The following is a 24,698-nucleotide window of genomic DNA, read 5'->3' as shown; positions in this document are numbered from 1 at the left end:
CAGTTGCCCCAGTGTATCTGAAGCGAGCGAATTCACGGGAGTCTGGCTTCAGTCGGTCAGAAGGCGCCCTTGGCGAATGGGTTCGCTGCCCGCCACCTTGGCCAGCCAAAGGCCTGGTTGAGCAAAACGCAACCGCTCGCGGGCGTAGAGCACGCCGTCTGTGGTGGCGCACACCCGTGAATGGCGGTCAGTGATGGGATCGAAGACGTCAAAGAGCGCGTCGCCTTTGCTGACCCTGGCACCCAACGGTTTCAGGAACGAGACGACACCGGCGTGGGTTGCATAAGCATACTGCGCGCCTGCAAAGGGTGTGGCTTCACAGGAGGAGGAAGGCACATCAGGCCAGTTGCCGCTGATCATCTCCAGGCCACCCAGGTATCCCAGGATGGCGTCTGCATGCGCTTCGGCCTCGACGTGACCTGTGTCCGCCATACCGCCCAGTTCTACCGTTGTCGCGATGCAAGCCATGGGAATGCTCGCTTCTGGAAATTGCCTCGCCAGCTCAAGCCAGGGAGTGGAGCATGCTTCGTCAAAAGAATCGCCGCCTGCGGCTTCAGCCAGTAACGCCACGCCGGCGCCGATCCGTTTTGCCAATGGCTCAAGTGAGTCCCAAAGCTGAGGCAGGCTGTAAAGCAAAAGAATGGATTCAAAATCACAGTGCAGATCAATGACCACATCTGCATCACAGGCGTGAGTCAATAAATGGCGTTGCAAACCTTCGAGGGTCGATTTCGGCTCAGCCAGCGCATTTAGCACTTCGTGCATGGCGGCTCTGATGACCTTCACGTTATCGCTGGCATTTTCGTTCAGGCGACCGGCAACACGGGCAGCCACCGCTTTGCCGAGTGAAGGAAAATCCCGATTGAAATTCTTGCCGCTGGCAAAGTCGAACCGACCCTGATGAGTGGCTTGAAACATCTGCGACAACCCGATGGGGTTGGCCACAGGCACCAGCTCGATCGTCGCGTTCAACCGACCTGCTTTCTCCAGCTCGCCCAGGCGTTTTTTCAACTCCACCGCAACGCGCATGCCAGGCAGTTCATCCGCGTGCAGCGATGCCTGAATGTAGGCTTTTCGAGGGCCGTGACCGAACCGAAAAACCGACAAGCGTCGCTCGATACCGGGGCTGCCCCAAGGGAGCACATGCTCAATATGTTCCATGAAGAATTCCTGAGGAGGGCAGGAGTCGCGCAATCGCCACTCCTGCACACGTGATCAGCCGCCGTAGATGTCGAAGCTGAAATACTTGTTCTGGATTTTTTGGTAAGTGCCGTCAGCGCGAACGGCGTCGATTGCTGCGTTGAGTTTTTCAGCGGTTACCGAATCGCCTTTGCGCACAGCAATACCTGCGCCGTTACCGAAGTATTTGCTGTCGGTGAAGTCGGGACCCACCAACGCGAAGCCCTTGCCAGCGTCAGTCTTGATGAAGCCTTCATCGATGTTGACGATGTCGGCGAGGGTGGCGTCGAGGCGACCGGATGTCAGGTCCAGGAACGCTTCACTTTGGGAGCCGTAGCGCACGACCTCAATGCCCGCCGGGGCGAAGTTGTCAGTCGCATAGCGATCGTAGGTAGAGGCGCGTTGAACCCCGACTCGCTTGCCTTTGAGGTCCACCAGCGGATCGTTGATGACGGTGCCAGCCTTCATCGCCAGTTTGCCGGGCGTGTGATAGTACTTTTTGCTGAAATCGACCGATTTTAGGCGGTCGGCCGTGATCGACATGGACGAGAGGATCGCGTCGATCTTGCGAACCTTCAGTGATGGGATCAACCCGTCGAACTGTTGTTCGGTCCATACGCATTTCACCGCCATTTTCTCGCACAGCGCATTCCCGATGTCGTAGTCGAAGCCGGTGATCGCGCCGTCAGCTGTTTTGGACGCGAAGGGCGGATAGGCGGCTTCGATGCCGATGCGCAGGGTCTGTTCTTCTGCCATCCCCAACGTGCTCATGGCAGTCAGCGCCACGGCACCCAGCAGTGCGATTGTTTTCATTGGACGACTCCTATTTCGGGTTATCAGGGTAGGTGGAGCTGATCGACGAGCAGGCATGGCATTTAGCTTGATGGGACGCCGCTACGGGATCAATGAAACGATTATTTTCACGATATGTAAATCAAGAAAATATTATGGCCATTTTAAAGGGGGCAACATCGGACCTTTCAACTCAAATAACCGTATGGAAATTAAAGATAAATACGTTTTTACTCGTGGCATTTCGTATTTTTCAAGCTTGAATGTCGGCTCTTGATCAGTAAAAAAATGCGGCGTATAAGATTTCAATTCCTAGAAATCTGATTGAAATATTTTCGTTTTCGGTGCTGGTGACTTCGGCTGGCAGGCCGTCGATGTTCTCCCTACAAAAAGAGCCATACGGATGAGCAAAATGAGAAAAGGCAGGGTGTTGGTCGCGCTGGCGGTCGCGTGTTCAGCGACATCGGTGCTCGCGGACGGCCATTTACTGGCGGTGGGGGGCATGCTGAGGGCTAGCAACTTGCCTGTGTATCAAAAATTCGTGGATCTGGCGGGTGGGGCGGGTGCGGCCAACATCGTGATTTTCCCCACCGCCAGCGGCAGCCTGGGATCGAGTAAACGCTTTCAAACCGAGTTGGTTGCCTTGGGAGTGCCGGCGTCGCACGTCAAGATCGCTTCGATCGATAACAAGAACTTCGCACAGACCATGAACGATCCCGAGGCCGTTAAACCGATCACCGAGGCAAGCGCCGTATGGTTTGTGGGCGGGGATCAGGCACGAATCGCCAAGGCGCTGTTTAACGCAGACGGCAGTGATTCGTTGGCGATGCAGGCTGTGCGCAAGGTTTACGAGCAGGGCGGGGTCATCGGCGGCACCAGCGCCGGAGCAAGCATACTCGGCGCCCAGATGCCCACGGCCTACGGGGTTGTCATGGACACGCTGGACTTTGGTGTCGCGAAGTCTGCCGGGCAACGTGGTGCGGCTTTGCTCAAAGGTTCTGGCTTGTTCAAGGGCGGAATAATCGATCAACACCTGGATCAGCTGGAAGAGACCAGTACCGGGCGCACGGCACGCATGGCAAGTTATCTGGTGAACGCCCAGCGCAGTATCGGGTTCGGGCTGGACACCAACACGGCCATGTGGGTTAAGCCTGACGGTCAGATTGAGGTTATTGGCGAAGGTTATTTGACCGTGATGGATGCCAGCCACGCCACCCGACAGTTCGGCGTCTACGGTACGGAATTGCACAATGTACAGTTGGCGATGCTTGGCAACGGCGATCGCTACAACCCTGCCACAAACGCGGTCTCACCCGCCGAAGGCAAAGACGTTATCAAGCCGGGCGACGAATATCTGGTGGGCAACCAACTGATCACCGACCTGTCCGCTGTGGCAGCGATGCGTCGAGCCGTGCTGTATGGCCTGGCTGACAACACCGCTACCCGTCAATCGGGATTGATGACTCGCTACAATCCTTCCAATGGGTACCACTACGGATACCGGTTTGATTTCACCAAGTCCCCCGGTTTCATCGCGCACAGCAAGACGTATGACTCATTGACCAACTACACCGCCCAGGGTGTGCGCCTGGACGTCACGCCGGTCGATGCAGGGTTAAGGCCCGCGCAAAAGAACCTGCCTGCCGACATTCCGGCTTCTCAGGCATCCAGTGCAGTGCGCGCGGTGGTTTTCCGTGGCCTGATGACCTGTAACGAGGTCAATGCCTTCGAGCCGGCTCGTGCCATTACCCGAGGGGAATTGGCCAACACGTTGCAGATGACGCTGGCCGGTGAGCTGAAGATCGGCAAGCAAGTTGAATTCACCGATCTGACGGCCGACTCCCCTCTGTTTGAGCAAGCCGAGATCGTGGTTTCCAATGGCTGGATGAAAAGTGGGCCGGCGTTCGAGCCCGATAAACCGGTGACCTGGGATGAATGGGCTGAAGCCGTGAAAGCCATGGCTGCAAAGGGCCTGGTTACAACAGTGCCAGCTGATGCGCACGCAAGCGACGCGACCGTGCGCCGTGATGAAGTGGCCGAATTCATTGCGCGGGCTTATGGGCTTGCGGACAACTCCTGAGTGCAGCGTCTCCCGCCACTCGGTTCATGGCCAAGGCAGCCATTAATCCTGGGGCGGGGCTAAGCCGTTGAGGAGCGCTGCGGAGCACGGTGAACATTCAGGCACCAGACGACGCCGGTCAGCAGCAGTGCAATGGCAGACAGCTCATGGCCGTCGGGTAGTCGATGCTCCCACAAAAAACCAAACACCAGCGCCGCCAACGTTTCAATCACAAGCACCTGACCGCTGAGCGCTAACGGTAACAGCCGGCTCGCCTGGTTCCAGCATGCGCCCCCCACGACCGAAGACAAAAGCGCTACGCCCCCCGCGACCCAGAGAAAATCCAGCCACTCTGCAAGGCCATGTTGACTGCCCTGAAAACCCAGGACCGGCACTGCTAACAGCAGCGATTGAGCGCCGGTCATGATGCCTGTCAGCAATGCCCAGTCATGGGATGAAACGCGGGTGACTTTTATGAGCCGCCGCGCATTGCTCACCGCGAACCAGCTCCACGTTACCAGGGCGCCGAAGGCGCATAAAATTCCGAAGAGGTTCGTCAGCGTATTCAGCCCGTCATCACTGCTCAGTGCATGCCAACTGATCAGTACGACCCCACCCATCGCGCAGCACAACGAGGGGAAGAGCTTGCGCAAGGGGACGGCATTTGCGTCATGACGACCTGCCAACGTGACCAGCACCGGGATGAGTCCGACGATCAGGGACGTAGTCGCGATACCCACCCACTGAACACCTGTGCCCACCAGTGAGTAGTAGATGAGGTTTCCGATCAGGCTGAGCCAGAAGAGCGACTTCCAGTCTTCCAGAGTGAGAGGGGTACAAACGCGACGCCAACGCCGCATGAGCAGTACCGCCGAAATCGCGCCGTAGCAAAGGAATCTCAAGACAGCGAGTTGCAGGCCGCTCAAGCCCGGCGTCAGTTCCGCGCCGAGAAAAATCACCCCCCAGCACAGCCCCGCGCAAACCCCGTAGACCGCGCCCTTCATCAGTGATCGATCAGCAACCATTTCGTCAGCACTCCACCGCCTAAACGATGAAGTCTGGAGAAGTCGAGCAGGGGAGTATTGTCGGAAATTTCGGGATTTTTTACCCAGACTGTTTTTGCGCTTTACGATAAACCGCCGGGGTCGTGGCGCTCACGCGCTGCATGGTTCTGGTCAGTGATGCCTGGTCGGAAAAACCTGCGCGCAAGGCAATCTCAGAAATCGGCAATGGGGTTTCGCGCAACCATCGTTGCGCTTCCTGAATGCGCAAGTCGGTGAGCCAGGCCTGAGGAGTCATCTCGAACAATTGACGGAATCGCTGATGCAGCTGACTAACGCTCATGTTTGCGGCTTCAGCCATGACGTCGTTACTCCAGTTCGCGCCAGGATTCGCCCGAAGGCGGGCGATCAGCCGCTCCATGGGCGTTGGGAAACAAGAAGTGTCCGGGCTGAGTGACGACAAAAGCAGCGGGCCCAACTGCGAGGCCGCGATGGACAGTTGCGCGTTGCCGATCAGCGCAGCGAATTCGACAAGCCGACGTGCCGCCGGGGGAATGGGCATATAGACGCCCTTCGCCAAACGCTCCATCTGGAGCACCTCCAGCGTTGTCGGCGCACAGTCCACAATGAGAAAACGGCTGTCGGGATGGGCGAACTGTGAATGCACCGAACAAGGCGCTACGACAGCGGCCACTGACTGATCAATGCATCCCCCGCGGCCGTCCACCTCAATTTCCATTTGGCCATGCGTCGGCAACACCAATTGAACATGATCATGGTGGTGGTGAGGGCTTTCACCCTCGTAACTGCGAATCTCAAGGCTTAGAAACATCGGCGCACCATCGGCCCCAGTCGTGATTCGAGCGCTGGCGTTCACAAGAAGGTCAGCAGTGGGGCAGCGGATTCTAACACCTGCCGGTCAGGCCGTTAATCACGTCCGCTCGGTTGAACCTCATCAGGTGGGCCGCGCCCATCACTTCACGAAGTGCCTGTCTCCATACGCGGGCACTTCGTGACTCAGCCACGGATAGGGTCAGTACGCTTGAGGCATTTCACCTCGTGCAAGGCGCGCGTTGATGTGTTCGATGACGCCGGGTAACTCGACGATGGTGTCGATCAGGTAGTGCGGGCGAGACCCTTCGAACAGTTCGCCGATGCGCGCACGCTCGTGTTTCAGCTGCTCGGGGGACAGGGCTTTGAAGGCGTCGTACGAGAGACCCAGGGCGTTTCCCGAGCAGGTCAACGCGACCGTCCACATGCCTGCTTTGCGACCTTCCAGAATCCCGGGCCACGTGTCGTCGACCTTCACGCAAGCGGCGACGTCGTCGATACCCAGTGCAATCACGTTGGCCAACGCTTGTGCGGGATGAGGGCGGCCGTTAGGCACCTCATCCGTCGCGACAACGTGATCGGCGACGTAGCCGTTGGTGCGCGCCAGCTCTACGACCTTGGCCATCACGACGGCGGGATAACCGGAGCAGGAGCCGATTTTGAGTCCGTTGTCCCGCAGTGTCTTGATCACCTCAAGCGCGCCGGGAATCAGCGCGGAGTGCTCGGCGATCTTTTCGATTTGCAGCGGCATGAAGCGGTTGTAGATCGCGGTGACATCGTCATCGCTTGGCAAGTGTCCGAAGGCAGCTTGATAGCGCTTGGCGATTTCCGGTTGATTGCAGAGGGTGCGGATGTGGTCCCATTTGCCCATGCCCATTGGCCCGCGTGCTTCCTCGAGCGAGACAGCGACGCCGAACTCGGCAAAGGCTTCGACGAAGATTTGCGTCGGGGCGAATGAGCCAAAGTCGACAACCGTGCCCGCCCAGTCGAGGACAACGGCTTGCAGGCGTTCCGGGGTTTGATAGTTCATGGGTGTTCTCCTTGTTTTTAGATAAAGGTGGCCCGCTTCTTCGGATGGGAAAAAGGCCGGTGAATCGGGTTATTGCCAAGTGTTCAGGTGTGAGAGGTTTCCGGCAGCGCGCAGGAATCGAACAAGTCAGAGATGATCGGTCGGTTGCGGCGCACCCCCAGGCAGCAAAGAAAGTAGTGGATGTGCAGAGGGTTCTCGATAAATGACACGGCCTTGGTGCCGGGCTGTTCCGCGTACTCCACGGCCGACACAAACCCGACGCCGATGCCTTGCACCACGGCATGGACGATGGCTTCGCGGCTGTTCAATTGCATGACGCAGTCCAGATGGATACCCCGCGTGTGGCAGGCTTCCTCGACCAGTTGCCGCGTGCGCGACGCTTTTTCCCGCAGCACCACCCGCTGCGCGCTGATCTCGTTGATGCTGACCTGCGCCTGAGTTGCCCAGGGATGGTCGTCACGCACCACGCCGAGGATCGGGTAGGTGCGATACAGCTGCGTCGTAAGCCTATGGTCGAACTCGGACAGGGCGAGGATCGCGACATCGATGTCGAAGTTGTACAAACGCTCCAGCGTTTCGGCCTCGGTGGTAAATGAGGTTTCCAGATCGATGTTCGGATACTGCTGCATGAGCGAGTAGGTCAGGCTCATGGCAATCGGAGGCGATACAGCGCCGATTCGTAGCATGCCGTGTTTGCGCTGACTGAAGCTCTGAAGCAATTGCAGCGCTTCATCCTCCTGGCCGAACACCCCTTGAGTGATCTCGTACAGTTTCACGCCAGCGGCACTCAACTCCACGAACCTGCCACGGCGATGAAACAGCTCGACGGAAAACCGCTTCTCCAGCGCGCTGACCTGTTCGCTGATCGTGGGCTGACCGACGTTCAGGTAATTCGCCGCCAGGGAAAAGCTCCCGGTTTTAGCCACGGCATGAAAGGAACGTAACCACTTGTGATACTGATACATGCGTTCGTTTCCTGAATCGTCGGTTTTTTATGGTTGTGGTTTGCGCCGCTTCAGCGCCTGACGAACAGCGCCACGAACGCGCTGCACAGGCAGCTGATCGTCACCACAATGAAAATCAGCGAGGTATTGCCTGTGCTGTCCAGCATGCGACCGATCAGGGGCTCCGCCAAGCCCGCGAACAGGTACGACGAGAAGTTCATGATGCCGGTCGCAGTGCCGGCGCGTTTCGCGCCCACCAGATCCGGGCACAAGGCCCAGAAGCTGGAAGCAGGTCCGTAGACAAAGAACCCGCAGAGAAACAAGGCAATCAGGCCGATCGAGCTGTGTGCTGGCAGGCTCCACATCCACAGGCTGGTCATGGCGCCCAGGCACATGTACAGCATGATCGCCAGATAACGCTTGGACCCGAACAATTTGTCCGACACCCAACCGTTGCTCAAGGCGCCCACCGCCATGCCTACCGGCAGCGCTACCGTGATCCACTTCGGATCGACCAGACTCTGGCCTTTCTGCCAGTCGGCACCCAGAAAATGCACAGGCACCCAGACGATCAGTCCGTAGCGAGCGGCGTTCTGGAAACCCAACGAGACGGCGGCGATCAAGAGACGAACGTTTTTCAGCACAGCCTTGTAACGTTGGGCCGAGGTCTCTTCGTTTTCGTGATGGCCTTCGTGCTGTTTGTCGTCAGCATTGGCAACGCCGGTGTCAGTCAACGGGCTGAAGCCCAGATCCTCAGGCTTCTCGCGGGCGACCAGATAGAAAATGATCCCGCCGGCCAGCATCAGCAGGACGGGAAGCCGGAAGATCCAGCGCCATTCCAGATGAAAGACCTCCAGAACCACCACTGAAGTGACGTAGGACAGCACCGAAGCGCAGCCCGCTGCGAACACGTAAAAGCCATACATCTTGCCGCGCTCACCGGCACTCCACCAGTTGGAGAGCAGCCGGCTGCCCGGTGCCCAGCCCAGTGCCTGGAAGTACCCGTTAATGCCCCAGGGCAGGATCAGACTGCCGAAGCCTGCGGCAAAACTGGTGACCCAATTGGCGCCGCAGGACAGCACAGCGCCCAAGGTCATGATGCGTCGTCCGCCAAACTTGTCGGCCAGGTTGCCGTTGATGGCCTGACCGATGGCATACGCCCAGAGCATTGCGCTGGATGCCCAGCCCAGTGTTTCCTTGCTCAGACCGAACTCAGCCTGAATGCCGGGGATGGCGAAGCCGAACGTCTGGCGTCCGGTGTAGAAGAACAGATAGCAAAACATGGCCGCCAACAGCATCCGCCACTGGGCAATACGAAAGCGTGACATCGGTACGGCAAGACCAGAGAGACTTTCGGCACGATTCATGGTGTTTTCCTTTCTTGTTTCGCTCTCGCGTGGCGGCAGCCAGCGAGTCGGCACTCTTTACGGTGCAGCAGGAAATAGAACGATGAACAAGATCGTTCCAGCGTAGTTGCGCAGGGTCCGTCAGGCGGCGCGCGCGCCGATGAAGTTCTTGCCTCGCGCGCCTTGCAGGGCGTATTCGACCATCTCTCGGGCTTCGGTATCGCTCACACCGTAGTCAGAGAACTCCGTCTTCACCTCAAGGCTTTGCAGGAAGTTCTGCAGTTGGTTCTGAGCCTTGGCCAGGTCAGGGCCGAAGACCCGTTGAAGCACGCGGTCACGTTCGTGATCACGGCCCCACGCGAGGCCCAGTACATAAGGCAAGGAAAAGGAACAGGCGATGCCGTGGGGCAAGCCGTGGCGCAGGGTCATTTCATAGGAGATGGAATGCGCCAACGCGGTCTTGGTGTTCGAGAACGCCATCCCTGCCTTGAGCGCCGCCAGTGCCATGCCTGAACGCAGCTCCTGGCTGTGCAGGTTCTTGCGCAGGCCCGGCAGACACAGAAACACTTCCTCGATGGCCGAAACGGCAAAGGTGTCCGAGATGGGATTGGCGTTCACGTTCCAGATCGATTCCAGTGCATGGGACAGTGCGTCCAGTCCGGTGGACACGGTGACGCTGGCGGGCACCGTCAGCATCAGGTCCGGATCGACAATGGCCGCTTTCGGCCAGGTGCATTCCAGGTGCAGCGAGTATTTCTTCTTCTGCGCCGAATCCCAGATCGTCGCCCATGGCGTGACTTCGCTGCCGGTACCCGCAGTCGTGGGCGCTGCAATGAGTGTTTTGCAGTGAGCAGGCGTAAAGGGATTGCCCTGCGCCAGCAGTGCCAGCAACTCATCGAAACGACCCGATTCGGTGCCCACGATCAGCGCCTTGGCGGTGTCTATGGCACTGCCGCCACCCAGGGCGAACACCACGTCACAGTGCTCGGCGTGCTGCCAGAAATGCTCGTACACCGACCGCAGCTGTTGGACGTCGGGATTGGGCTGAACGTCTTCGAGGACGTAGACCAGGCGGTCGCCCAACAAGTCTTCGACCTGTTTGATCAATCCCAGACCGCGGGCTTCGGGGAACGTCACCAGCGCCACTTTTTGGCCAGCGGTGAGCGCAGTGATCTGGCTTAGGCTGCCACTGCCAAAGTAAGTGGCGACAGGGTTGTGGAAATGGGCGGGCATGATGCTTCCTCTTGTTGTTGTTTTCTGGAAGTCATGATCGGGGCGTGGCGAGCAATGCTCAAATCGATTGATTCGGGGTTTGTATCGGTCCAGCCGATAGCAACAGGTGCGGCAGGTGGTTGGGCAATGGCTAACGCCTGCAAATATGAAACAGCCGATGCGCATTGCATCGGCTGTCGATAGGGGCTACTGAGTTGAGAACTTTCTCAGCGTTTTGGTTATGAAGCTTGAGGCACTTCACCGGCCGCCAGACGTCGGTCGATGTCGGCGATAACGGCCGGAAGTTCGTTGATGGTGTCAATCAGATAGTGAGGGCGAGCGCCTTCGAAGAGGCCGTGAATACGTCCACGCTCACTGGCCAGTGCGTCTGTACCCAACGCTTTGTATTGCTCGTACGTCAGGCCCAGCGCGTTGCCGGAGCACACCAGCGCCACGGTCCACATGCCCGCACTGCGCCCTTCGAGGATGCCGGGCACCGTATCGTCGACTTTGACGCAGGCGGCGACATCGCTGATGCCTAGAGCAATCACATTGGCCAAGGCCTGCGCGGGATGCGGGCGGCCGTTGGGCACCTCATCGGTCGCCACAACGTGGTCGGCGACATAGCCGTTTCGTCGAGCCAGTTCGACCACTTTTTCCATGACCACTGCCGGATAGCCGGAGCAGGATCCGATCTTCAAGCCTTGTTTGCGCAGGCCATCAATTGTCGCTAGCGCGCCGGGAATGAGCGCCGAGTGAGTCGCGATTTTCTCGATCTGCAAGGGCATGAAACGGTTGTAAATGGCCGTGACGTCGTCGTCATTCGGCGCGCGTCCAAAGGCCTTTTTGTACCGCTCACTGACCGCCGGAAGGTCGCACAGCGTGCGAATGTGATCCCACTTGCCCATTCCCATGGGGCCGCGTGCCTCTTCGATAGAGACCGCTACGTCAAACTCGGCGAACGCTTCGACGAAAATCTGAGTGGGCGCAAACGATCCGAAGTCGACGACGGTGCCCGCCCAATCGAGAATCAGTGCCTGGGTTTTAGCTGGGTTGTTGTAGTTCATGACTGGATTCCGCTGAGGTGAGGGTTCAGATGGCTTGCATTTCGCGCAGGGCCTGGCCGATAGCGTCCACGGCGCCTTGCATGCCGCGGCTGTCCACGCAGCCGATACAGCCGACGCGGAAGGTTTCAACTTGAGTCAACTTGCCCGGGTACAAAATGAAGCCCTTGGCCTTGACGCGTTCGTAGAAGTCCCTGAACCGGTAGTTAGGACTGTCCGGCGCATGGAAGGTGACGATGATCGGCGCCTGAATGTCCGCAGGGATAAAGCTGCGCAGCCCCAGCGCGCTCATGCCGTCCAGCAGTGTTTTGCAGTTTTGCGCGTAACGCTGATGACGAGCGGGCAGTCCACCTTCTTCGGCGTATTGCAGAAGCGCTTCGTGAAGGGCTGCGACGACATGGGTTGGGGGCGTAAAGCGCCATTGGCCTGTTTTGGCCATATAGCTGTTCTGGTCGTGGAGATCCATCGCCAACGAATGCGAATTGCCTTGCGCCTGATCCAGTGTCTGCTTGTTGGCGAACACAAAGCCCATGCCCGGTACCCCCTCCAGGCATTTGCCTGACGCGGCGACCAGTGCATCAAATTGCAGTTCACGCGCATCGATGGGCAGCGCCCCGAACGAGCTCATTGCATCGATGATCAGCCGCTTGCCGTGGCTTGCGACCACTTCCGAGATGGCTTGCAGCGGATTGAGTATCCCCGTGCTGGTTTCACAGTGGATCAGTGCGACGTGGGTGATGTCGCGGTCCTCAGTGAGCAGTCTGTCGACATCGTCTGCCGTGGTCGGCTGGTCCTCGGCCGTTTCGAATGTGCTGTAGGCGCGGCCCAGTACGCTGCAGATCTTCGCCAGTCGCTGTCCATACGCACCGTTGACTAACACCATGACTTTTCCGTTACGCGGCACCAATGTGCCGATGGCAGCCTCGACGGCGAACGTGCCGCTGCCTTGTAGCGGCACGCAATAGTGGGAGTCCTGGCCGTTGATGATCGTGAGCAATCGCTCACGCAGGCTGGCCGTCATTTCATTGAAGTCCCCGTCCCAAGAGCCCCAATCCATCATCATCGCCTGACGGGTACGGGTTGAGGTGGTGAGGGGGCCTGGGGTCAACAGAATCGGCGCAGCAGTGCTCATAGTGATTTCTCAGGAGTGGCTTAAGGTACGGAGCACAGGTTGCAATCACGCCGGGTATCAAGCAAATTGTTTGTTGTTATCCAAGGTATAAGTCAGGCCGATAGATATGAACCTGTTTCAACTCCGCGCATTTGACGCCGTCGCCCGCGAAGGCAGCTTTACCCGTGCGGCCGCACGGTTGTTCATCAGTCAGCCGGCGGTGACCGGCCACGTGAAAATGCTGGAGGAGCATTACCAGATCACCTTGCTGCGACGGACGGCCAGGCGCGTAGAACTGACCCAGGAAGGCATTCAGCTGGCGGCCATCACCCGGGCGATGTTCGGACTGGTCGAGGAGGCACAGGCATTGCTGGAGTCCAATCGCCAACTGCTGACCGGACGTCTGGAAGTCGCGGCGGATGGCCCGCACCGGGTCATGCCCATGATCGCCAGCTTGCGTGCCCGATACCCCGGGGTCGTGGTCAACCTTCGGTTGGGGAATGCCCAGGAAACCCTGGCAGCGCTGTTGTCCGAGCACGCCGATGTGGCGGTGATGACTGAGGTCGAACCGCGCAAAGGTCTGCGCTTGCAGGAAATGTCGCCTTCGCAGATCTGCGCATTGGTTCCGCAAGGCCACTCGTTGGCCGGCAAGCGGATCGACATCAACCAGTTGGATCAGCAGATCATGGTGTTGCGCGAGCCGAGCTCGATCACTCGACGTACCTTCGATAAGGCATGCGAACAGGCAGGCGTTCAACCTCGGGTGTTGCTGGAGCTGGACAGTCGGGAAGCCGTGACTGAAGCCGTGGCTGCTGATCTGGGGATTGGCATTGTGTCGTCGGTCGAGCTGAGCCACGACCCGCGAGTGATCGCGGTGCCCATTGTGGGCGAGGGGCTGACCAACCGTCACATGATCGGATGCCTGGAGCGACGCGCTGAATCACGCTTGATTGCGGCGTTCATGGCGCTTGATGGGCGTGTGGATTCAGCGTAAGTCATAGCGGTCACACGCGGTGTGGCCGCTATGGAGAGGCAAGTTCCGAGCTTATTTCTTCGGTTCGGACTTACCGTCGTAGCGAGCGCGCCACTTCTCCAGCACGCTAGCACGCTGACTGCCGGCTTTGTCAAAATCAACGGTGATCAGGCGGTCGTAGTAGGCGCTCGGCATCTCCGCCAGCTTGCTGTTGAACTCCGGACGGGCAAGCGCCGCAGCGTTGGGCTGGTACAGCAGGAATGCCTGTTCGCTCACTGCGAAGTCCTCCAGTTTTTTCGCCGCCTCCAGGTTGTGGCTACCCTTGATCAACGCGACCGCGTTGATGTCCAGCCCGAGCCCTTCGGCAGGGAGCACAATGTCCAGCGGGGCACCTTGGCGTTTCAGGGTGATGGCGCGGAAGTCGAGGGAAATGCCGATCGGGTACTCGCCCATGGCGGCTTGGGTACAAGGCTTGGAGCCCGAGTGGGTGTATTGGCCGATGTTGGCGTGCAGCTTGTCCATGAAGTCCCAGGCCTTTTGTTCGCCCATGATTTGTATCCAGGCATTGACCGCCGAATAACCGGTGCCGGAAGAGGCGGGGTTAGGCATTACGATTTTGCCTTGGTACACCGGCTTGGTCAGGTCCTCCCAACTCGTCGGGATGGGGAGGTTCTGCTTTTTCGCCTCCACCGTATTCACGCACACTGCGGTCGCCTCGACCCCGTTGCCGACCCACAGCGGGGGGACCTGCTTGTCCCGAAAACGAGGATCGACTTTCTCCACATCCTTGGGCGCATAAGCCTCCAGCATTCCCTCTTTGCCCAGCAGCGCCACACTCGAGGCGTAGAGTCCCCAGATGACATCGGCTCGCGGGTTGGATTTTTCCGCCAGCAGCTTGGCGGTGATGATGCCGGTAGAGTCCCGTACCCACTTGATCTGGATATCAGGGTTTTTGGCTTCAAAGGCTTTTTTGTAACCGGCCAGCTGTTCGTTTTCCATGGCCGTGTAAACGGTCAGTTCTGTACTGGCGAAGGCGCTGGCGGCAACGCCAAAACCAAGAACGGCGGCAACGGCTGTAGTCCAGGATTTAATCATGGTAGGTCTCTTTAAGTGGAAGGTTGGCAGCAGGAATGTCGGGGGTCAGGCGTGACCGGTTCGCCAGTGCTGGGTATGCCTGAGCAGACCGCGCGAAAGCAGGTAAAGCGCAAGTGAGACGAGTGCCGAGGTCAAAAGAATCAGCGAGGACAGCGCCGCGGCGGCGCCGATATTGCCTGCGTCATCCAGGTTGAGCACTGCGACTGCGGCGAGCACGGTGTCGGGGCTGTAAAGGAAAATCAGTGCGGACACGGACGTCATCGAAGACACGAACAGGTAGCGGAAAACTTCGAGCAGCGCGGGCAGGCAGATGGGCAGCGTGACACGCCGATAGGTGGTGATCAGCGGGACCTTTAACGACAGCGAGGCGTATTCGATCTCTTCGTTCAGCTGACGCAGTGCGGTAGTCGCCGTCATTTGAGCCGGCGTCAGGAAGCGCATCACACAGCACACGACCATCAACGCGATGCCACCGTACATCCCGTTCAACGGGTTATCGGGATGGTTGAAGAAAAATACATACCCCAGGCCCATGACCAGACCTGGCACCGCCATCGGCAGCATGCACAGCAGTCGCAGCAGATTGTCGAGCCACCCGCTGCGGGTTTTTTCCATGAGGTAGGCGCACGTGAAAATCACCGGGGTGCCGATCAGCGCTGTCAGGCTGGCCAGCATCAAGCTGTTGCGGTAGGCCAGCCAGCCAACATCGCCATTGGTTTCAAAGTCGTAATGACGAAGTGAAACCGACAGATCATAGGGCCAGAAGTTGATCAGCGAAGCCCCGACTGCGACCACCACCAGGCTCAACAGCGCGAGGGCGACAATGCCTGCGGCCAACAGCAGAACGAAGTCCCGAAGGCCGTTGTCCGGCGCCACATAGGCGGCTGCCTGACTGCTGACCTGGCCTCCGCGCAAGCGGCGCATCCACACGTCAACCGCAAAACTGATAAGCGCAGGCACCAGCAGGATGCTGCCAATCAGTGCGCCCTCGGAAAACTTCTGCTGGCCCACCACTGATTTGTAAGCCTCCATCGCCAGCACCTGATAGTCCCCGCCAATGACAACGGGAATACCAAAGTTGGTGATCGTTTGGGTGAAGACCAGGCAGCTGGCGGCAAACACCGCGTACCGGGTGCTCGGCCACGTGACATTCAGGAAGGTTTTCCAGTGAGTCGCGCCCATGCTCAGCGACGCGTCGTACAGGCGTGCGTCTGCCAGACCCAGCGCGGAGATGAGGATCATCAGGGCCATGGGGAAGTTGTAAAACGCTTGGCCCAGCACAATTCCGCTGTAGCCGTAGATACCGTCCGGGAACCAGGATTTGAGAAGCCCCTGATTTCCGAATAAGTAAATCAGCGCGATGGCCGAGAGCATCGACGGTGCCATCAGTGGCAGCAGCGAGATGCTGCGCAGCAGCGCCTTGCCGGGTATCCAGCTGCGTTGCAGGGCATAAGCGAAGAGGTACGCGGCGGGCACCACCAACGCGACCGTGCTGAGTGAAACCTTGATGCTGTTACCCAACAGCCATAAAAATCGGGAACTCGACAGCATCTGCCAAACGCCGGCGATTCCGTTTTGTACATCGGCCACTTTGCTCAGCATGGCGATCAGTGGAAGGGCGAGCCCGACCACGAGCACCATCACCATGACCAGCTTTAATCCGCCGCTGAACAGCAGGTCCAGCTTCGCCGCCGCAGACGAATTCGTCTTGGGCTGAGGCGGCAACTCACGCGACTGGGGTAGGCGCAGACTGGTCATTGGCCGACTCCTGGAAACGCTCGCAAGCAATGGGGCGGAAACGTCAGCCATACCCGTTCAGCGTTCAACTGCACGGCGTTGAGGTCAGCGCTGACTTCTGCAACAAGGTGCTGGCCGCGAAGTTGCTCCAGCTCAACGGTGAGCCGGTAGCGGTTGCCCAGAAACAGTTTTTCAATGACGCGGGCGGCCATGCTGTTCGAGGGTTGGGCCAGGTTATCGACGCGCAGCGCTTCGGGTCTGCAAAAAAGTCGGCCCGGCCCTCCTGCATGAGGCTTATCGAGTTGCAGCGACACCGATCCAACGTGAGCCTGGCCATCACTCAGACTCTGATACTCAAGCCAGTTGGCATGGCCGATGAAGTTGGCAACAAAAGGCGTGGCGGGCGAGCGATAGATGTTTTCCGGGGTGTCGAACTGCTCGATCCGTCCTTGATTCATCACGGCGATGCGGTCCGCCATTACCATGGCTTCATCCTGGTCATGGGTGACCATGACGGTGGTGATGCCAAGCTTCTTCTGCAGGGCGCGGAGTTCATGGCGCAGGTGTTCGCGGACCTTGGCATCCAGGGCGGACATTGGCTCATCAAGCAGCAGCAACGAAGGGGAAGGCGCCAAAGCCCGCGCAAGGCCCACACGTTGTTGTTGCCCGCCGGACAATTGGCCCGGGTACTTGTCTGCAATCGCTGTGAGGCCCACGAGCTCAAGCATTTCCTCCACGCGCTCTCGTATTTGAGAGTGCAGCAGGTTGCGTGTGCTCAGACCATAGCCAATGTTCTGGGCAATGGTCAGGTTGGGAAACAAGGCATAAGACTGGAACAGGATGCCGTAATCGCGCTGGTGTGGATGAGCGCGCGTTATGTCCTTGTTGCCGAGTATCAAACGGCCCGCGTCTAGCTTTTCCAGGCCCGCGATAATGCGCAGCAGGGTGGTTTTACCACACCCTGAAGGGCCGAGCAGGCATACGAGTTCTCCGGCCTCGACCCCGAGCGACACGTCATTCAGGACGCTCAGTTTGCCGTAGGACTTACCCACGCTTTGAACCGATAGCGGCACGGTAGATAGTTGAGTAACTGTAGGAGCCATGAGGTTTCCCTGTGCAATGCCAGCCACCAATAACAATGGTGGTACCGATGTAAACCAACGGAAATGAACAAATGACGGGCAGGTAGGAAAGAAGCGAAAGCCGGCAATCTGTCGTTGCCGTGCGGGTGTCAACTCGCTTGGATTTGATGTATCACGCAGAAAATTGACCCGCAAATACAAAACCGAAAAAAAACAAAGATGGCGCAAACAACCCGGCTTGATTCATCGGGGAAAACCAATAAAAGCTATCTGATTCAATGGTTTGAATCGGGTTTTTTGGATTGGTACCGTCGTTTTCTGCTGCGCAAAAATGGCTATGAATTCATAGCGTTTTTGGCAGTTTCTCAGCCGATAGGACCTTCTACGGACCGAACGCTAACGTCCGCAAATACATCTGATCATCAGTTTTACTGATGCAGGATCGTTCTATAACCGATTGGATTGATGGTTGTCGGGGCGGCATGCTGACGGCCTTCCTACAGCGAGCCTCCCCATGTCCGATACCAATCTGGCCACACTGCTGGTCTTGATTTCTGCTTTCATGCACGCCAGCTGGAACGCAGTGGTCAAGTCCAGCAATGATCGACTGTCTTCGATGGCGACAGTCGACGGTGTGGCGTTCGTCGTTGCGCTGATGGCTGTGCCCTTTGTCGAGTTGCCCTCATTGTCGGTATGGGGGCTGATCGTGCTATCTGCCGTGGTCAATGTGTTTTATCGGTATTTCCTGATTCGCGCCTACCACTTCGGAGACTTCGGCCAGGTGTACCCGTTAGTTCGGGGAGTGCCCCCGTTGTTGGTGGTGGTGTTTGCCGCCTGTTGGCTGGATGAATCGTTATCCCTGCCGGGGATGGTGGGCGTGGTGATCTTATCCCTGGGCGTCCTGAGCCTGTTGCACGTGACCGAACAATGGCACGCGCCGCGCAATGCGGTGGCGGCGGGTGTGTGTGTCGCGCTGTATACGGTGATAGATGCTCAAGGTGTGCGGAGTTCGCAGGGCGTGCTGTCGTACCTGGTGTATTTCACCTTGGTCTTGAGTGTGCCGATCCCGCTGTTTGCTGCCAGATTTCGTCGTCAGGCTCTGCGCCGTCATCTGCGGGAAAATTGGCGATTATCGGTGTTCGGAGGGCTGACGTATTGCGCAGCTTACGCACTGGTGCTGTGGGCCATGACGCTGGATCACGTCGCGAAAATTGCAGCGCTAAGGGAAAGCAGCGTGATTATCGGCGCAGTGATTGCCACGTTGCTGTTCAAAGAACCCTTTGGACGGCGCCGGTTGATCGCGGCGCTCACCGTCACCGCAGGGATCCTGCTGATCAAGGCCGCGGCTTAACCGAAGCGTTTTTGCGCGACTTGCAGGAAGTCATCGATAAGGCGCGCAGCACGACGCTCTTTGAGGCAGTAGAGAAATTCGTCGAGCATCGCTGCCTGATGAATCGTCACGATGCGCAGCTCCTGACTGTCCGGAACTTCGTGGCGGGCGATGATGCTGACCCCAATGTTGCGAAGCACCGCTTCGCGGATGGCTTCCCGGCTGCCGATTTCAATGACGTTTTCAAGGGTGAGCCGGGCGTGGCCCAGCATCTCTTCAGTGAGCTGTCGGGTGTGGGAGCCTTGTTCCCGCATCAGCACGCAATGACTGGCGATGGCGCTCAAGGCAATGCGGCTCTGGTTCGCAAGCGGATGGCTGCGATGGACCACCAGTACCAGCGGATCTTGCCCCAGTCGCAAACAGTAAAGTCGGGCATCCGTGAGCTGTTGAGACGACGTCACCAGGTCAACGCGGTAATCATCGAGGGCTTCGATCATCTGTTGAGAGTTACCCAACTCCAGACTGACTTGCGATCCGTGCAGCTCTCGAAACGCCTTCACCAGATCGAGAATGTAATAGGGCGCGGTGGCGCCGATGCGCAACTTCCCGGCTTTGCTGCTCGCATTGTTCAGGAAAAACTCGATGTTCGAGCTCTGGGACATCATGGGTTTGACGAGCGGTAGCAAGCGGGCGCCCGTTTCACTCAAGGTCAAACGCCTGCCGCCACGGTAAAAAAGCTCGACCGCGAACTGACTCTCCAACTGACGAATCTGATTGGTCACCGTGGGTTGGCTCAAGCCCAGTTTCTTGGCGGCAAGGGTCACGCTGCCCAGCTGGGCAACCATGTAGAAGGCCTTGAGTTCCGATTCAAGCATTTTGCGCACTCTGGCTTGATGTCACCCCGGTCGTTGAAGCCAGGAGTCAGGCGGCTATCTTAATGGGTCCATTCAATGGATGGCGAGAAGCGGTGTCCACGGCACTGAGCACGATCTGCTCAGGTCAGTAGCTGGAGCGTGTCAAACAGGTGTCGATCTTCCGGCTTCCACGAGCGGGATCGGCGTCGTATGACGTGCAGCAGGCACTCTACAAAGCACTGTGCCGCGCTTCCCAGTTGGGCATAGCGCGAGGTCACGATTCCGATGGTGTCGGTCGCACATGTCTCGGACAGCTCAAGCTTTAAAATGCGCTCCTTGAACGTGGGCACGGTCAGCATGGGCTCGGGGCAATGGCTGAGCATGTTCGTCTGCTTCATGAGCGACAGCATCAGTTGAAGCGGCTGTGCCCGTTGGACCCGTTCTACGGCGATACGCGCATCATGTTGCCAGAACAGTTCGGTCATGAAGCTTTCATGATCGGCGTCCGGGTCATTGACCACTCAGTCCTGATCCAGCAGATCCTGCATTGAGCGGCAGTGCTGCTTTGGGTGTCCCCGACGCGCAACGACCGCCATCTTGTAGGAAAACAATGGCTCGCTTGTGAACTCCGGTCGGGACAGCAGCCCTGAGACCAGACCGACGGCGAACTCCATGGTGCCGTCCCTTAGCCGAGGCAGGGTGACGGCCATCAAACCCTCGAAAATCCCCAGTCTCACCTGCGGCATTTTTTGCCGAAACAGCAGCACCACTTCTGGCAGCAGGGTCATTCCCATCCATGGAGAAATACCCCGCCGCAGGTGACCCTCCGCCTGACACGCAGGTGAGCCAATTCCAGCTCCGCCTGTTCCAGCTGACCGAGCATTTGTCTGGCGTGCAGCAGCAGCGACCGTCCGTATTGGGTGAGCATCACGCCGCTGGCATTGCGAACCAGAAGGGAAAGCTGCAACTGGCTTTCAAGCTCGCGCAACGCCTTGGCCACGGCGGTCTGGGACACCTGCATTCGGCGGGCTGCGGCACGAATACTGCCGCAGTCTGCAGTCGCGACCAATGCCTGCAACTGATGCAGTTTCATGAGTGCCTCCTGTAATGGCGCATGCTAACCAATGGTTGTCAGGCCAACCAATTTGCGACTGCCGGGCAGAAAACCATCTCCCTATGATCGGGTTCGCAGAATGCCCGCCCATGTACATAACAACAAGGAAATATGATGACCCAATCGTCCGTGTTACCTGGCATGCGAGCCAGAAGACAGTGAAAAGCGAGCCCGAGCGATTTTTTCGGCCGTGGCGGGTGCTCAGCTTATTGCCAGGAGTCGATCGGACATTTCGCTATTTGACACGCTGATTGATACCTACCGTGCCTACGGGCCATTGCCGGCATAGTTTGTATGGCTGCGCGTGCTGAGTAGTTGAGAAGTCCACCGTCCAAAAGCTCAATCCAGATAAGCCCACGTATTCGCGCCATCAGAAAATCTCACTGGCGTGTTCTGAGTAAGTTGCGGATCAAAGTCGTTCATGTTCACACCGACCTCGGTGCCTGCTTCCGGGTTGAGCGCTTTCCAGTGCGTTGCGTATCCGCAGGTTATCGACCGCTGGATAGCGGTCGATAACCTGAAAACAACCATCCCCCATCGAGTATCCACACACCTGCCGGAACTGTCCCTGTCAGCCAGGGTCAAGGTCTGTGAGCGGACGCCGATACCTGTGTTCGTACATGACCGATCCATTTACACCGTCATCAGATCGACACCTTCCAGGGTCAAGATGGTGAAAGCGTCGTAAAACCCCAATCGGATTTCCTAACGACGTGATGTCACTGCCAACGGGATGACCTATGGGTGCCACGGAAGCCAGTACGGCCAAACACAAGGGCTTGAAACGCCGCGCCACGGTGATCTATCGCCGGGATGGGGAAATACTCTTCGTTCGCAAGCGTCGTTCAAAATGGAATTTGCCGGGTGGACGCGTCGAGCGAGGGGAGACCCCGCTGCAGGCAGCGAAGCGCGAGATGGCAGAGGAAACGGGCCTCAGTTTTGATCGATTAGCCTATGTCTCCCAATATCGGCAAGACAACGTTGTGCACTTCCTGTTCGAGGCGCGGCGTTCGTCGTCCAGGAAACCTCGCCCGCTGAATGAAATTGATGATTGCCGCTGGATCAGCCCTAAGGACATGAGCAAGCGCAATGTGCGAGAGCCGATTCGTGACTTGCTTAAACGTTGCGCCTCCGACCTTTAATAGCGCTGTTCGCAACGTCAGCCTGTTCAGCGTCTTACCAGATGACACCAATGTCCTCAGGCAATGAGGAATATGCCCGCTGATGTAGCCGATCCCACACCAGGCTGCGCAAGAAATCTTCCGCCATCCAACAGTCCGGGGCATTCAGTGCGGGGACGCGCCTGAGAATGCTGGTCGCTATATCCCAATATATGGGATTTATAATCATATATTGAGTCATTTGATTCTCTCGTCTATGGTGGATCCACACGAACCAGAAGTCTCAGAACAAAAAACAGAGAGGCGATATGCAACTTCCGTCCGTGAATGCAGGCATGCATGCCAGTACCATGAAACGACTCAACATCAAATTGATCCCATTTTTGATGTTGCTCTACATGGTCGCTTATATCGACAAGTCGAACATTTCAGTTGCAGCACTGCAGATGAATGCCGAACTGGGGCTCACCGCCAGAATGTACGGCATAGGGGTAGGGCTGTTCTTCCTCACCTACATCATTTTTGAAGTTCCCAGCAGCGTGATACTGACCCGGGTCGGTGCCCGACGCTGGATTGCGCGGATCATGATCACCTGGGGCATCGTTGCGGCGGGAATGGCGTTCGTGCAAAGCGCCGGTCAGCTCTACGGCATGCGATTACTGTTGGGGGCGGCCGAAGCAGGCTTCACACCTGGGATCATCTATTACCTTTCACAGTGGTACCCGCGTACCGACCGCGCAAAAGCAATGTCCTTCTTCTACATCGGTGCGGCTTTGGCCTCCGTTATCGGCCTGCCGCTTTCGGGTGCCTTTCTGCATCTGGACGGGTATTTCGGTGTCAGTGGCTGGCGGTGGCTGTTCCTGTTGGAAGGACTGCCAGCTGTCGTTCTTGGAATCGTTGTCTTGCGGTACCTGCCAGATAGCCCGGCCACAACGCAGTGGCTTCAGGCTGACCAGAAAGAATGGTTGAGCCAGACGATCGCGGCTGAACAGGCTGCAACTCCTATCTCGCATCATGCAGGCTGGTCGGCGGCGTTCCGCAGTCGGCAGGTCTGGCTATTGAGCCTTTTCTGGTTACTCCAGGCATTCGGGACCATCGGCATTACCCTGTTTCTGCCTCTCATTGTGAAGTCGGTATCTGGCCAAGAGTCTTTTACCGTGAGCGCTTTGTCTGCACTGCCATTTCTGTTTGCCTGTATCTTCATGTACTTCAATGGCACTCATTCTGATCGTAAGCGAGAGCGGGCGTGGCATCTGGGGTTGCCACTCATGATCGCCGGCGTGCTTTTGGCTTTGGCGGTGGCCACAAATAATTCGTGGTTGGCCTATGGCATGCTGGTGATCGCGGTCGGCTTGAACTGGGCGGCGACGCCCGTTTTCTGGGCCACCACGACCGAATACCTTTCCGGCGCCGCTGCCGCGGCATCGATCGCTCTCATCAACTCGATCGCCAACATCGCCGGGCTCGGCCTGCCACCTGTCATGGGGTGGATCAAGGACGCTACGCAGAGCTACGACTCAGCGTTGTTGATGGTTGCGATTGCTCTGTTTGCTGGAGGATTGCTGGGGTTATATCTGGCCCGTGCGCCACGCAAGAAATCGCTTGAGATCCCAAGGAACGAGGTAGGGCTTGAACAAGTAAAAGCTCCTTGAGTGTGACTGTCCCTCACCGCATCCGCGGGCGTTGAGGGGCCCGTCTCAACTCTGAAGTTGTGGGCCCGGCCTTGTTTCACTGCGATGGAAAATCATTTTTTTCGTCGCCCTTCACGTGGGCCGGGTACTCCAGGTCGCCGCGATTACAAACGCCCGGCGCTATCGCGCGGGTGTGCCGAACAATCGCAGCCGACTGACACCGCCGTCGGGAAACACGTTGAGACGGACGTGAGTAATCGGCCCAAGTCGGGCCAGCTCCGTGGCGTAGAAGTGCTCACGGTCCATTTCCATTTTTTGCTCCGGCAGCAAGTCTCGCCAGAACAGGCTCTGGGTCTCGATCTGGCTGTCGGTACCGCCTTTGACGTAAGCGCCCTGAATCGAGACGCGGTCTGGATAGTTGCCTTTGTAGTGAAGCGTGTCGACCACGATCCGCTCGACTTCCCCGGCAATGCCCAACGCGACAATCACCCAGTCATTACCCGGCGTGCGGCGGCGAGCGGTTTCCCAGCCCTCGGCCATCACGGCGGCGCGACCGGGGTTGAGGATGTTGCCCATCTGCCCGTAGTGCTCGTCGGAACAGGCGATGGCACGTCCTCCGTTGAGCGCGGCGCACAAGTCGATGGTTTCCCCGGGAGCCATTGCGGACCAGTCCTTGTAGGAAATGCCATACACGCGCAGCCGGGCGACGCCGCCATCGGGATAGATGTTCAGACGCAGGTGGCTGTATGGGCGGGCGTCGTCGATCAGGTGATAGTGATGGCTGTCACCGTTCAGCTCGACGGCGCCGAGGACTTCAGTCCAGGCCGTGTCTTCATCGGGGTCGCCGTCGTTCACAAAGCACGCTTCGAGGGACGCGGAGGGCGGATAGTTGCCGGTGAAAAACGACGTGTCGATGTTCACGCCCTTGAGGGTGCCCGCCACGCCCAGACGAATCACCGCATGGTCGTACCCTTCATGACGTTTGCGTCGCGACTCCCAACCGTCCATCCATTTGCCGTTGTCGTCGAACACATCGGCCTTGAACACGGCGGGCGTGTGCAGGAACAGACGGTTCACGTCGGCGAACCAATCGTCGGTGACCGACAGCGCGACCGTGCCCAGGCGTGCGTCCGCCAGATTCAGGTATTTCTCAAGCGGGTGTTTGGAGGTGTGCATGAATCAACCCTTGAAG

At 58.1% G+C, this 24,698-nt stretch carries 24 protein-coding genes and 1 pseudogene; 7 read left to right on the top strand and 18 right to left on the bottom strand.

Annotated features, from left to right (window positions below):
• Window positions 1-48 precede the first annotated feature (48 nt).
• Entirely contained in the window at window positions 49-1,161 is a 1,113-nt protein-coding gene (locus ABDX87_RS03765; RefSeq protein ID WP_346831663.1) for a succinylglutamate desuccinylase/aspartoacylase family protein, read from the bottom strand.
• A gap of 54 nt (window positions 1,162-1,215) precedes the next feature.
• Window positions 1,216-1,992: an ABC transporter substrate-binding protein gene (locus ABDX87_RS03760; RefSeq protein WP_346831662.1), complete on the bottom strand. Its 777-nt coding sequence runs from the start codon at window positions 1,990-1,992 to the stop codon at window positions 1,216-1,218.
• A 55-nt stretch (window positions 1,993-2,047) separates the two neighbouring features.
• Between ABDX87_RS03760 and ABDX87_RS03755 the strand changes: the two genes are divergently transcribed.
• Both ABDX87_RS03755 and ABDX87_RS03750 read left to right on the top strand, forming a co-directional pair.
• Window positions 2,048-2,248, top strand: a complete 201-nt coding sequence (locus ABDX87_RS03755; protein WP_346831661.1) for a hypothetical protein — start codon at window positions 2,048-2,050, stop codon at window positions 2,246-2,248.
• A 126-nt stretch (window positions 2,249-2,374) separates the two neighbouring features.
• The gene (locus ABDX87_RS03750) at window positions 2,375-4,051 is read left to right on the top strand and encodes a cyanophycinase (RefSeq protein WP_346831660.1); all 1,677 of its coding nucleotides are present in this window, start codon (window positions 2,375-2,377) and stop codon (window positions 4,049-4,051) included.
• Between the two features lie 59 nt (window positions 4,052-4,110).
• Here the strand turns inward: ABDX87_RS03750 and ABDX87_RS03745 are convergent, their stop codons facing one another.
• The 8 genes from ABDX87_RS03745 to ABDX87_RS03710 all read right to left on the bottom strand — a co-directional run bounded on the left by ABDX87_RS03745 (window position 4,111) and on the right by ABDX87_RS03710 (window position 12,590).
• Window positions 4,111-5,055, bottom strand: coding sequence for a DMT family transporter (locus ABDX87_RS03745; protein WP_346831659.1), 945 nt, complete (start codon window positions 5,053-5,055; stop codon window positions 4,111-4,113).
• Between the two features lie 79 nt (window positions 5,056-5,134).
• Window positions 5,135-5,863 (bottom strand): helix-turn-helix transcriptional regulator, encoded by a 729-nt coding sequence (locus tag ABDX87_RS03740; protein ID WP_346831658.1) that lies wholly within the window; start codon window positions 5,861-5,863, stop codon window positions 5,135-5,137.
• A gap of 201 nt (window positions 5,864-6,064) precedes the next feature.
• Window positions 6,065-6,892: a phosphonoacetaldehyde hydrolase gene (phnX, locus tag ABDX87_RS03735; protein ID WP_346831657.1), complete on the bottom strand. Its 828-nt coding sequence runs from the start codon at window positions 6,890-6,892 to the stop codon at window positions 6,065-6,067.
• Window positions 6,893-6,975: 83 nt separating this feature from the next.
• Complete coding sequence (locus ABDX87_RS03730; RefSeq protein WP_346831656.1) at window positions 6,976-7,857, bottom strand: LysR substrate-binding domain-containing protein; 882 nt, start codon at window positions 7,855-7,857, stop codon at window positions 6,976-6,978.
• A 50-nt stretch (window positions 7,858-7,907) separates the two neighbouring features.
• Entirely contained in the window at window positions 7,908-9,203 is a 1,296-nt protein-coding gene (locus ABDX87_RS03725; protein WP_346831655.1) for an MFS transporter, read from the bottom strand.
• Window positions 9,204-9,323: 120 nt separating this feature from the next.
• On the bottom strand, window positions 9,324-10,415 hold the full coding sequence (gene psrA, locus ABDX87_RS03720) for an iron-containing alcohol dehydrogenase PsrA (RefSeq protein WP_346831654.1): 1,092 nt from the start codon (window positions 10,413-10,415) through the stop codon (window positions 9,324-9,326).
• Between the two features lie 218 nt (window positions 10,416-10,633).
• Complete coding sequence (gene phnX / locus ABDX87_RS03715; protein ID WP_346831653.1) at window positions 10,634-11,461, bottom strand: phosphonoacetaldehyde hydrolase; 828 nt, start codon at window positions 11,459-11,461, stop codon at window positions 10,634-10,636.
• A gap of 25 nt (window positions 11,462-11,486) precedes the next feature.
• Entirely contained in the window at window positions 11,487-12,590 is a 1,104-nt protein-coding gene (locus ABDX87_RS03710) for a 2-aminoethylphosphonate--pyruvate transaminase (protein ID WP_346831652.1), read from the bottom strand.
• A gap of 106 nt (window positions 12,591-12,696) precedes the next feature.
• On the opposite strand from ABDX87_RS03710, the gene ABDX87_RS03705 reads away from it, so the two are divergent.
• Complete coding sequence (locus ABDX87_RS03705; protein WP_346831651.1) at window positions 12,697-13,563, top strand: LysR substrate-binding domain-containing protein; 867 nt, start codon at window positions 12,697-12,699, stop codon at window positions 13,561-13,563.
• 51 nt (window positions 13,564-13,614) lie between these two features.
• Here the strand turns inward: ABDX87_RS03705 and ABDX87_RS03700 are convergent, their stop codons facing one another.
• Genes ABDX87_RS03700 through ABDX87_RS03690 form a run of 3 tightly spaced genes read right to left on the bottom strand, consistent with a single transcriptional unit; the run spans window position 13,615 to window position 17,477 of the window.
• Complete coding sequence (locus tag ABDX87_RS03700) at window positions 13,615-14,637, bottom strand: putative 2-aminoethylphosphonate ABC transporter substrate-binding protein (protein WP_346831650.1); 1,023 nt, start codon at window positions 14,635-14,637, stop codon at window positions 13,615-13,617.
• A 45-nt stretch (window positions 14,638-14,682) separates the two neighbouring features.
• A complete protein-coding gene (locus tag ABDX87_RS03695) occupies window positions 14,683-16,395 on the bottom strand; it encodes a putative 2-aminoethylphosphonate ABC transporter permease subunit (RefSeq protein ID WP_346831649.1) in 1,713 nt (570 codons plus the stop codon).
• Window positions 16,392-17,477, bottom strand: coding sequence for a putative 2-aminoethylphosphonate ABC transporter ATP-binding protein (locus ABDX87_RS03690; protein ID WP_346833694.1), 1,086 nt, complete (start codon window positions 17,475-17,477; stop codon window positions 16,392-16,394). Before ABDX87_RS03690 ends, ABDX87_RS03695 begins: the two co-directional genes overlap by 4 nt.
• 493 nt (window positions 17,478-17,970) lie before the next feature.
• Between ABDX87_RS03690 and ABDX87_RS03685 the strand changes: the two genes are divergently transcribed.
• Window positions 17,971-18,807, top strand: coding sequence for an EamA family transporter (locus ABDX87_RS03685; RefSeq protein ID WP_346831648.1), 837 nt, complete (start codon window positions 17,971-17,973; stop codon window positions 18,805-18,807).
• Here the strand turns inward: ABDX87_RS03685 and ABDX87_RS03680 are convergent.
• From ABDX87_RS03680 to ABDX87_RS03665, 4 genes are all read right to left on the bottom strand, one after another.
• The gene (locus ABDX87_RS03680) at window positions 18,804-19,661 is read right to left on the bottom strand and encodes a LysR substrate-binding domain-containing protein (protein WP_346831647.1); all 858 of its coding nucleotides are present in this window, start codon (window positions 19,659-19,661) and stop codon (window positions 18,804-18,806) included. The two genes, ABDX87_RS03685 and ABDX87_RS03680, sit on opposite strands and share 4 nt — an antisense overlap.
• Before the next feature lie 119 nt (window positions 19,662-19,780).
• Entirely contained in the window at window positions 19,781-20,125 is a 345-nt protein-coding gene (locus tag ABDX87_RS03675; protein ID WP_346831646.1) for a hypothetical protein, read from the bottom strand.
• Between the two features lie 36 nt (window positions 20,126-20,161).
• Complete coding sequence (locus tag ABDX87_RS03670) at window positions 20,162-20,428, bottom strand: LysR substrate-binding domain-containing protein (protein ID WP_346831645.1); 267 nt, start codon at window positions 20,426-20,428, stop codon at window positions 20,162-20,164.
• Window positions 20,425-20,733 carry a LysR family transcriptional regulator gene (locus ABDX87_RS03665; RefSeq protein WP_346831644.1) on the bottom strand — a complete coding sequence of 103 codons (309 nt, stop codon included), beginning with the start codon at window positions 20,731-20,733 and terminating at the stop codon, window positions 20,425-20,427. The genes ABDX87_RS03670 and ABDX87_RS03665 overlap by 4 nt, the downstream gene beginning before the upstream one ends.
• A gap of 163 nt (window positions 20,734-20,896) precedes the next feature.
• Here ABDX87_RS03665 and ABDX87_RS03660 point away from each other — a divergent pair.
• From ABDX87_RS03660 to ABDX87_RS03650, 3 genes and pseudogenes are all read left to right on the top strand, one after another.
• Window positions 20,897-21,043: pseudogene (locus ABDX87_RS03660) on the top strand (TetR/AcrR family transcriptional regulator); the annotation flags it as partial.
• A 451-nt stretch (window positions 21,044-21,494) separates the two neighbouring features.
• The gene (locus tag ABDX87_RS03655) at window positions 21,495-21,896 is read left to right on the top strand and encodes an NUDIX hydrolase (protein ID WP_346831643.1); all 402 of its coding nucleotides are present in this window, start codon (window positions 21,495-21,497) and stop codon (window positions 21,894-21,896) included.
• A 287-nt stretch (window positions 21,897-22,183) separates the two neighbouring features.
• Entirely contained in the window at window positions 22,184-23,527 is a 1,344-nt protein-coding gene (locus ABDX87_RS03650) for an MFS transporter (protein WP_346831642.1), read from the top strand.
• 159 nt (window positions 23,528-23,686) lie between these two features.
• Here the strand turns inward: ABDX87_RS03650 and alc are convergent, their stop codons facing one another.
• Window positions 23,687-24,682: an allantoicase gene (alc, locus tag ABDX87_RS03645; protein ID WP_346831641.1), complete on the bottom strand. Its 996-nt coding sequence runs from the start codon at window positions 24,680-24,682 to the stop codon at window positions 23,687-23,689.
• Window positions 24,683-24,698: the final 16 nt, after the last annotated feature.

It is taken from the genome of Pseudomonas abietaniphila (assembly GCF_039697315.1).
Classification (GTDB): Bacteria; Pseudomonadota; Gammaproteobacteria; order Pseudomonadales; family Pseudomonadaceae; genus Aquipseudomonas; species Aquipseudomonas abietaniphila_B.
Note: the sequence above shows the minus strand (reverse complement) of the source record. Positions and strands in the feature narration are given on the sequence as shown.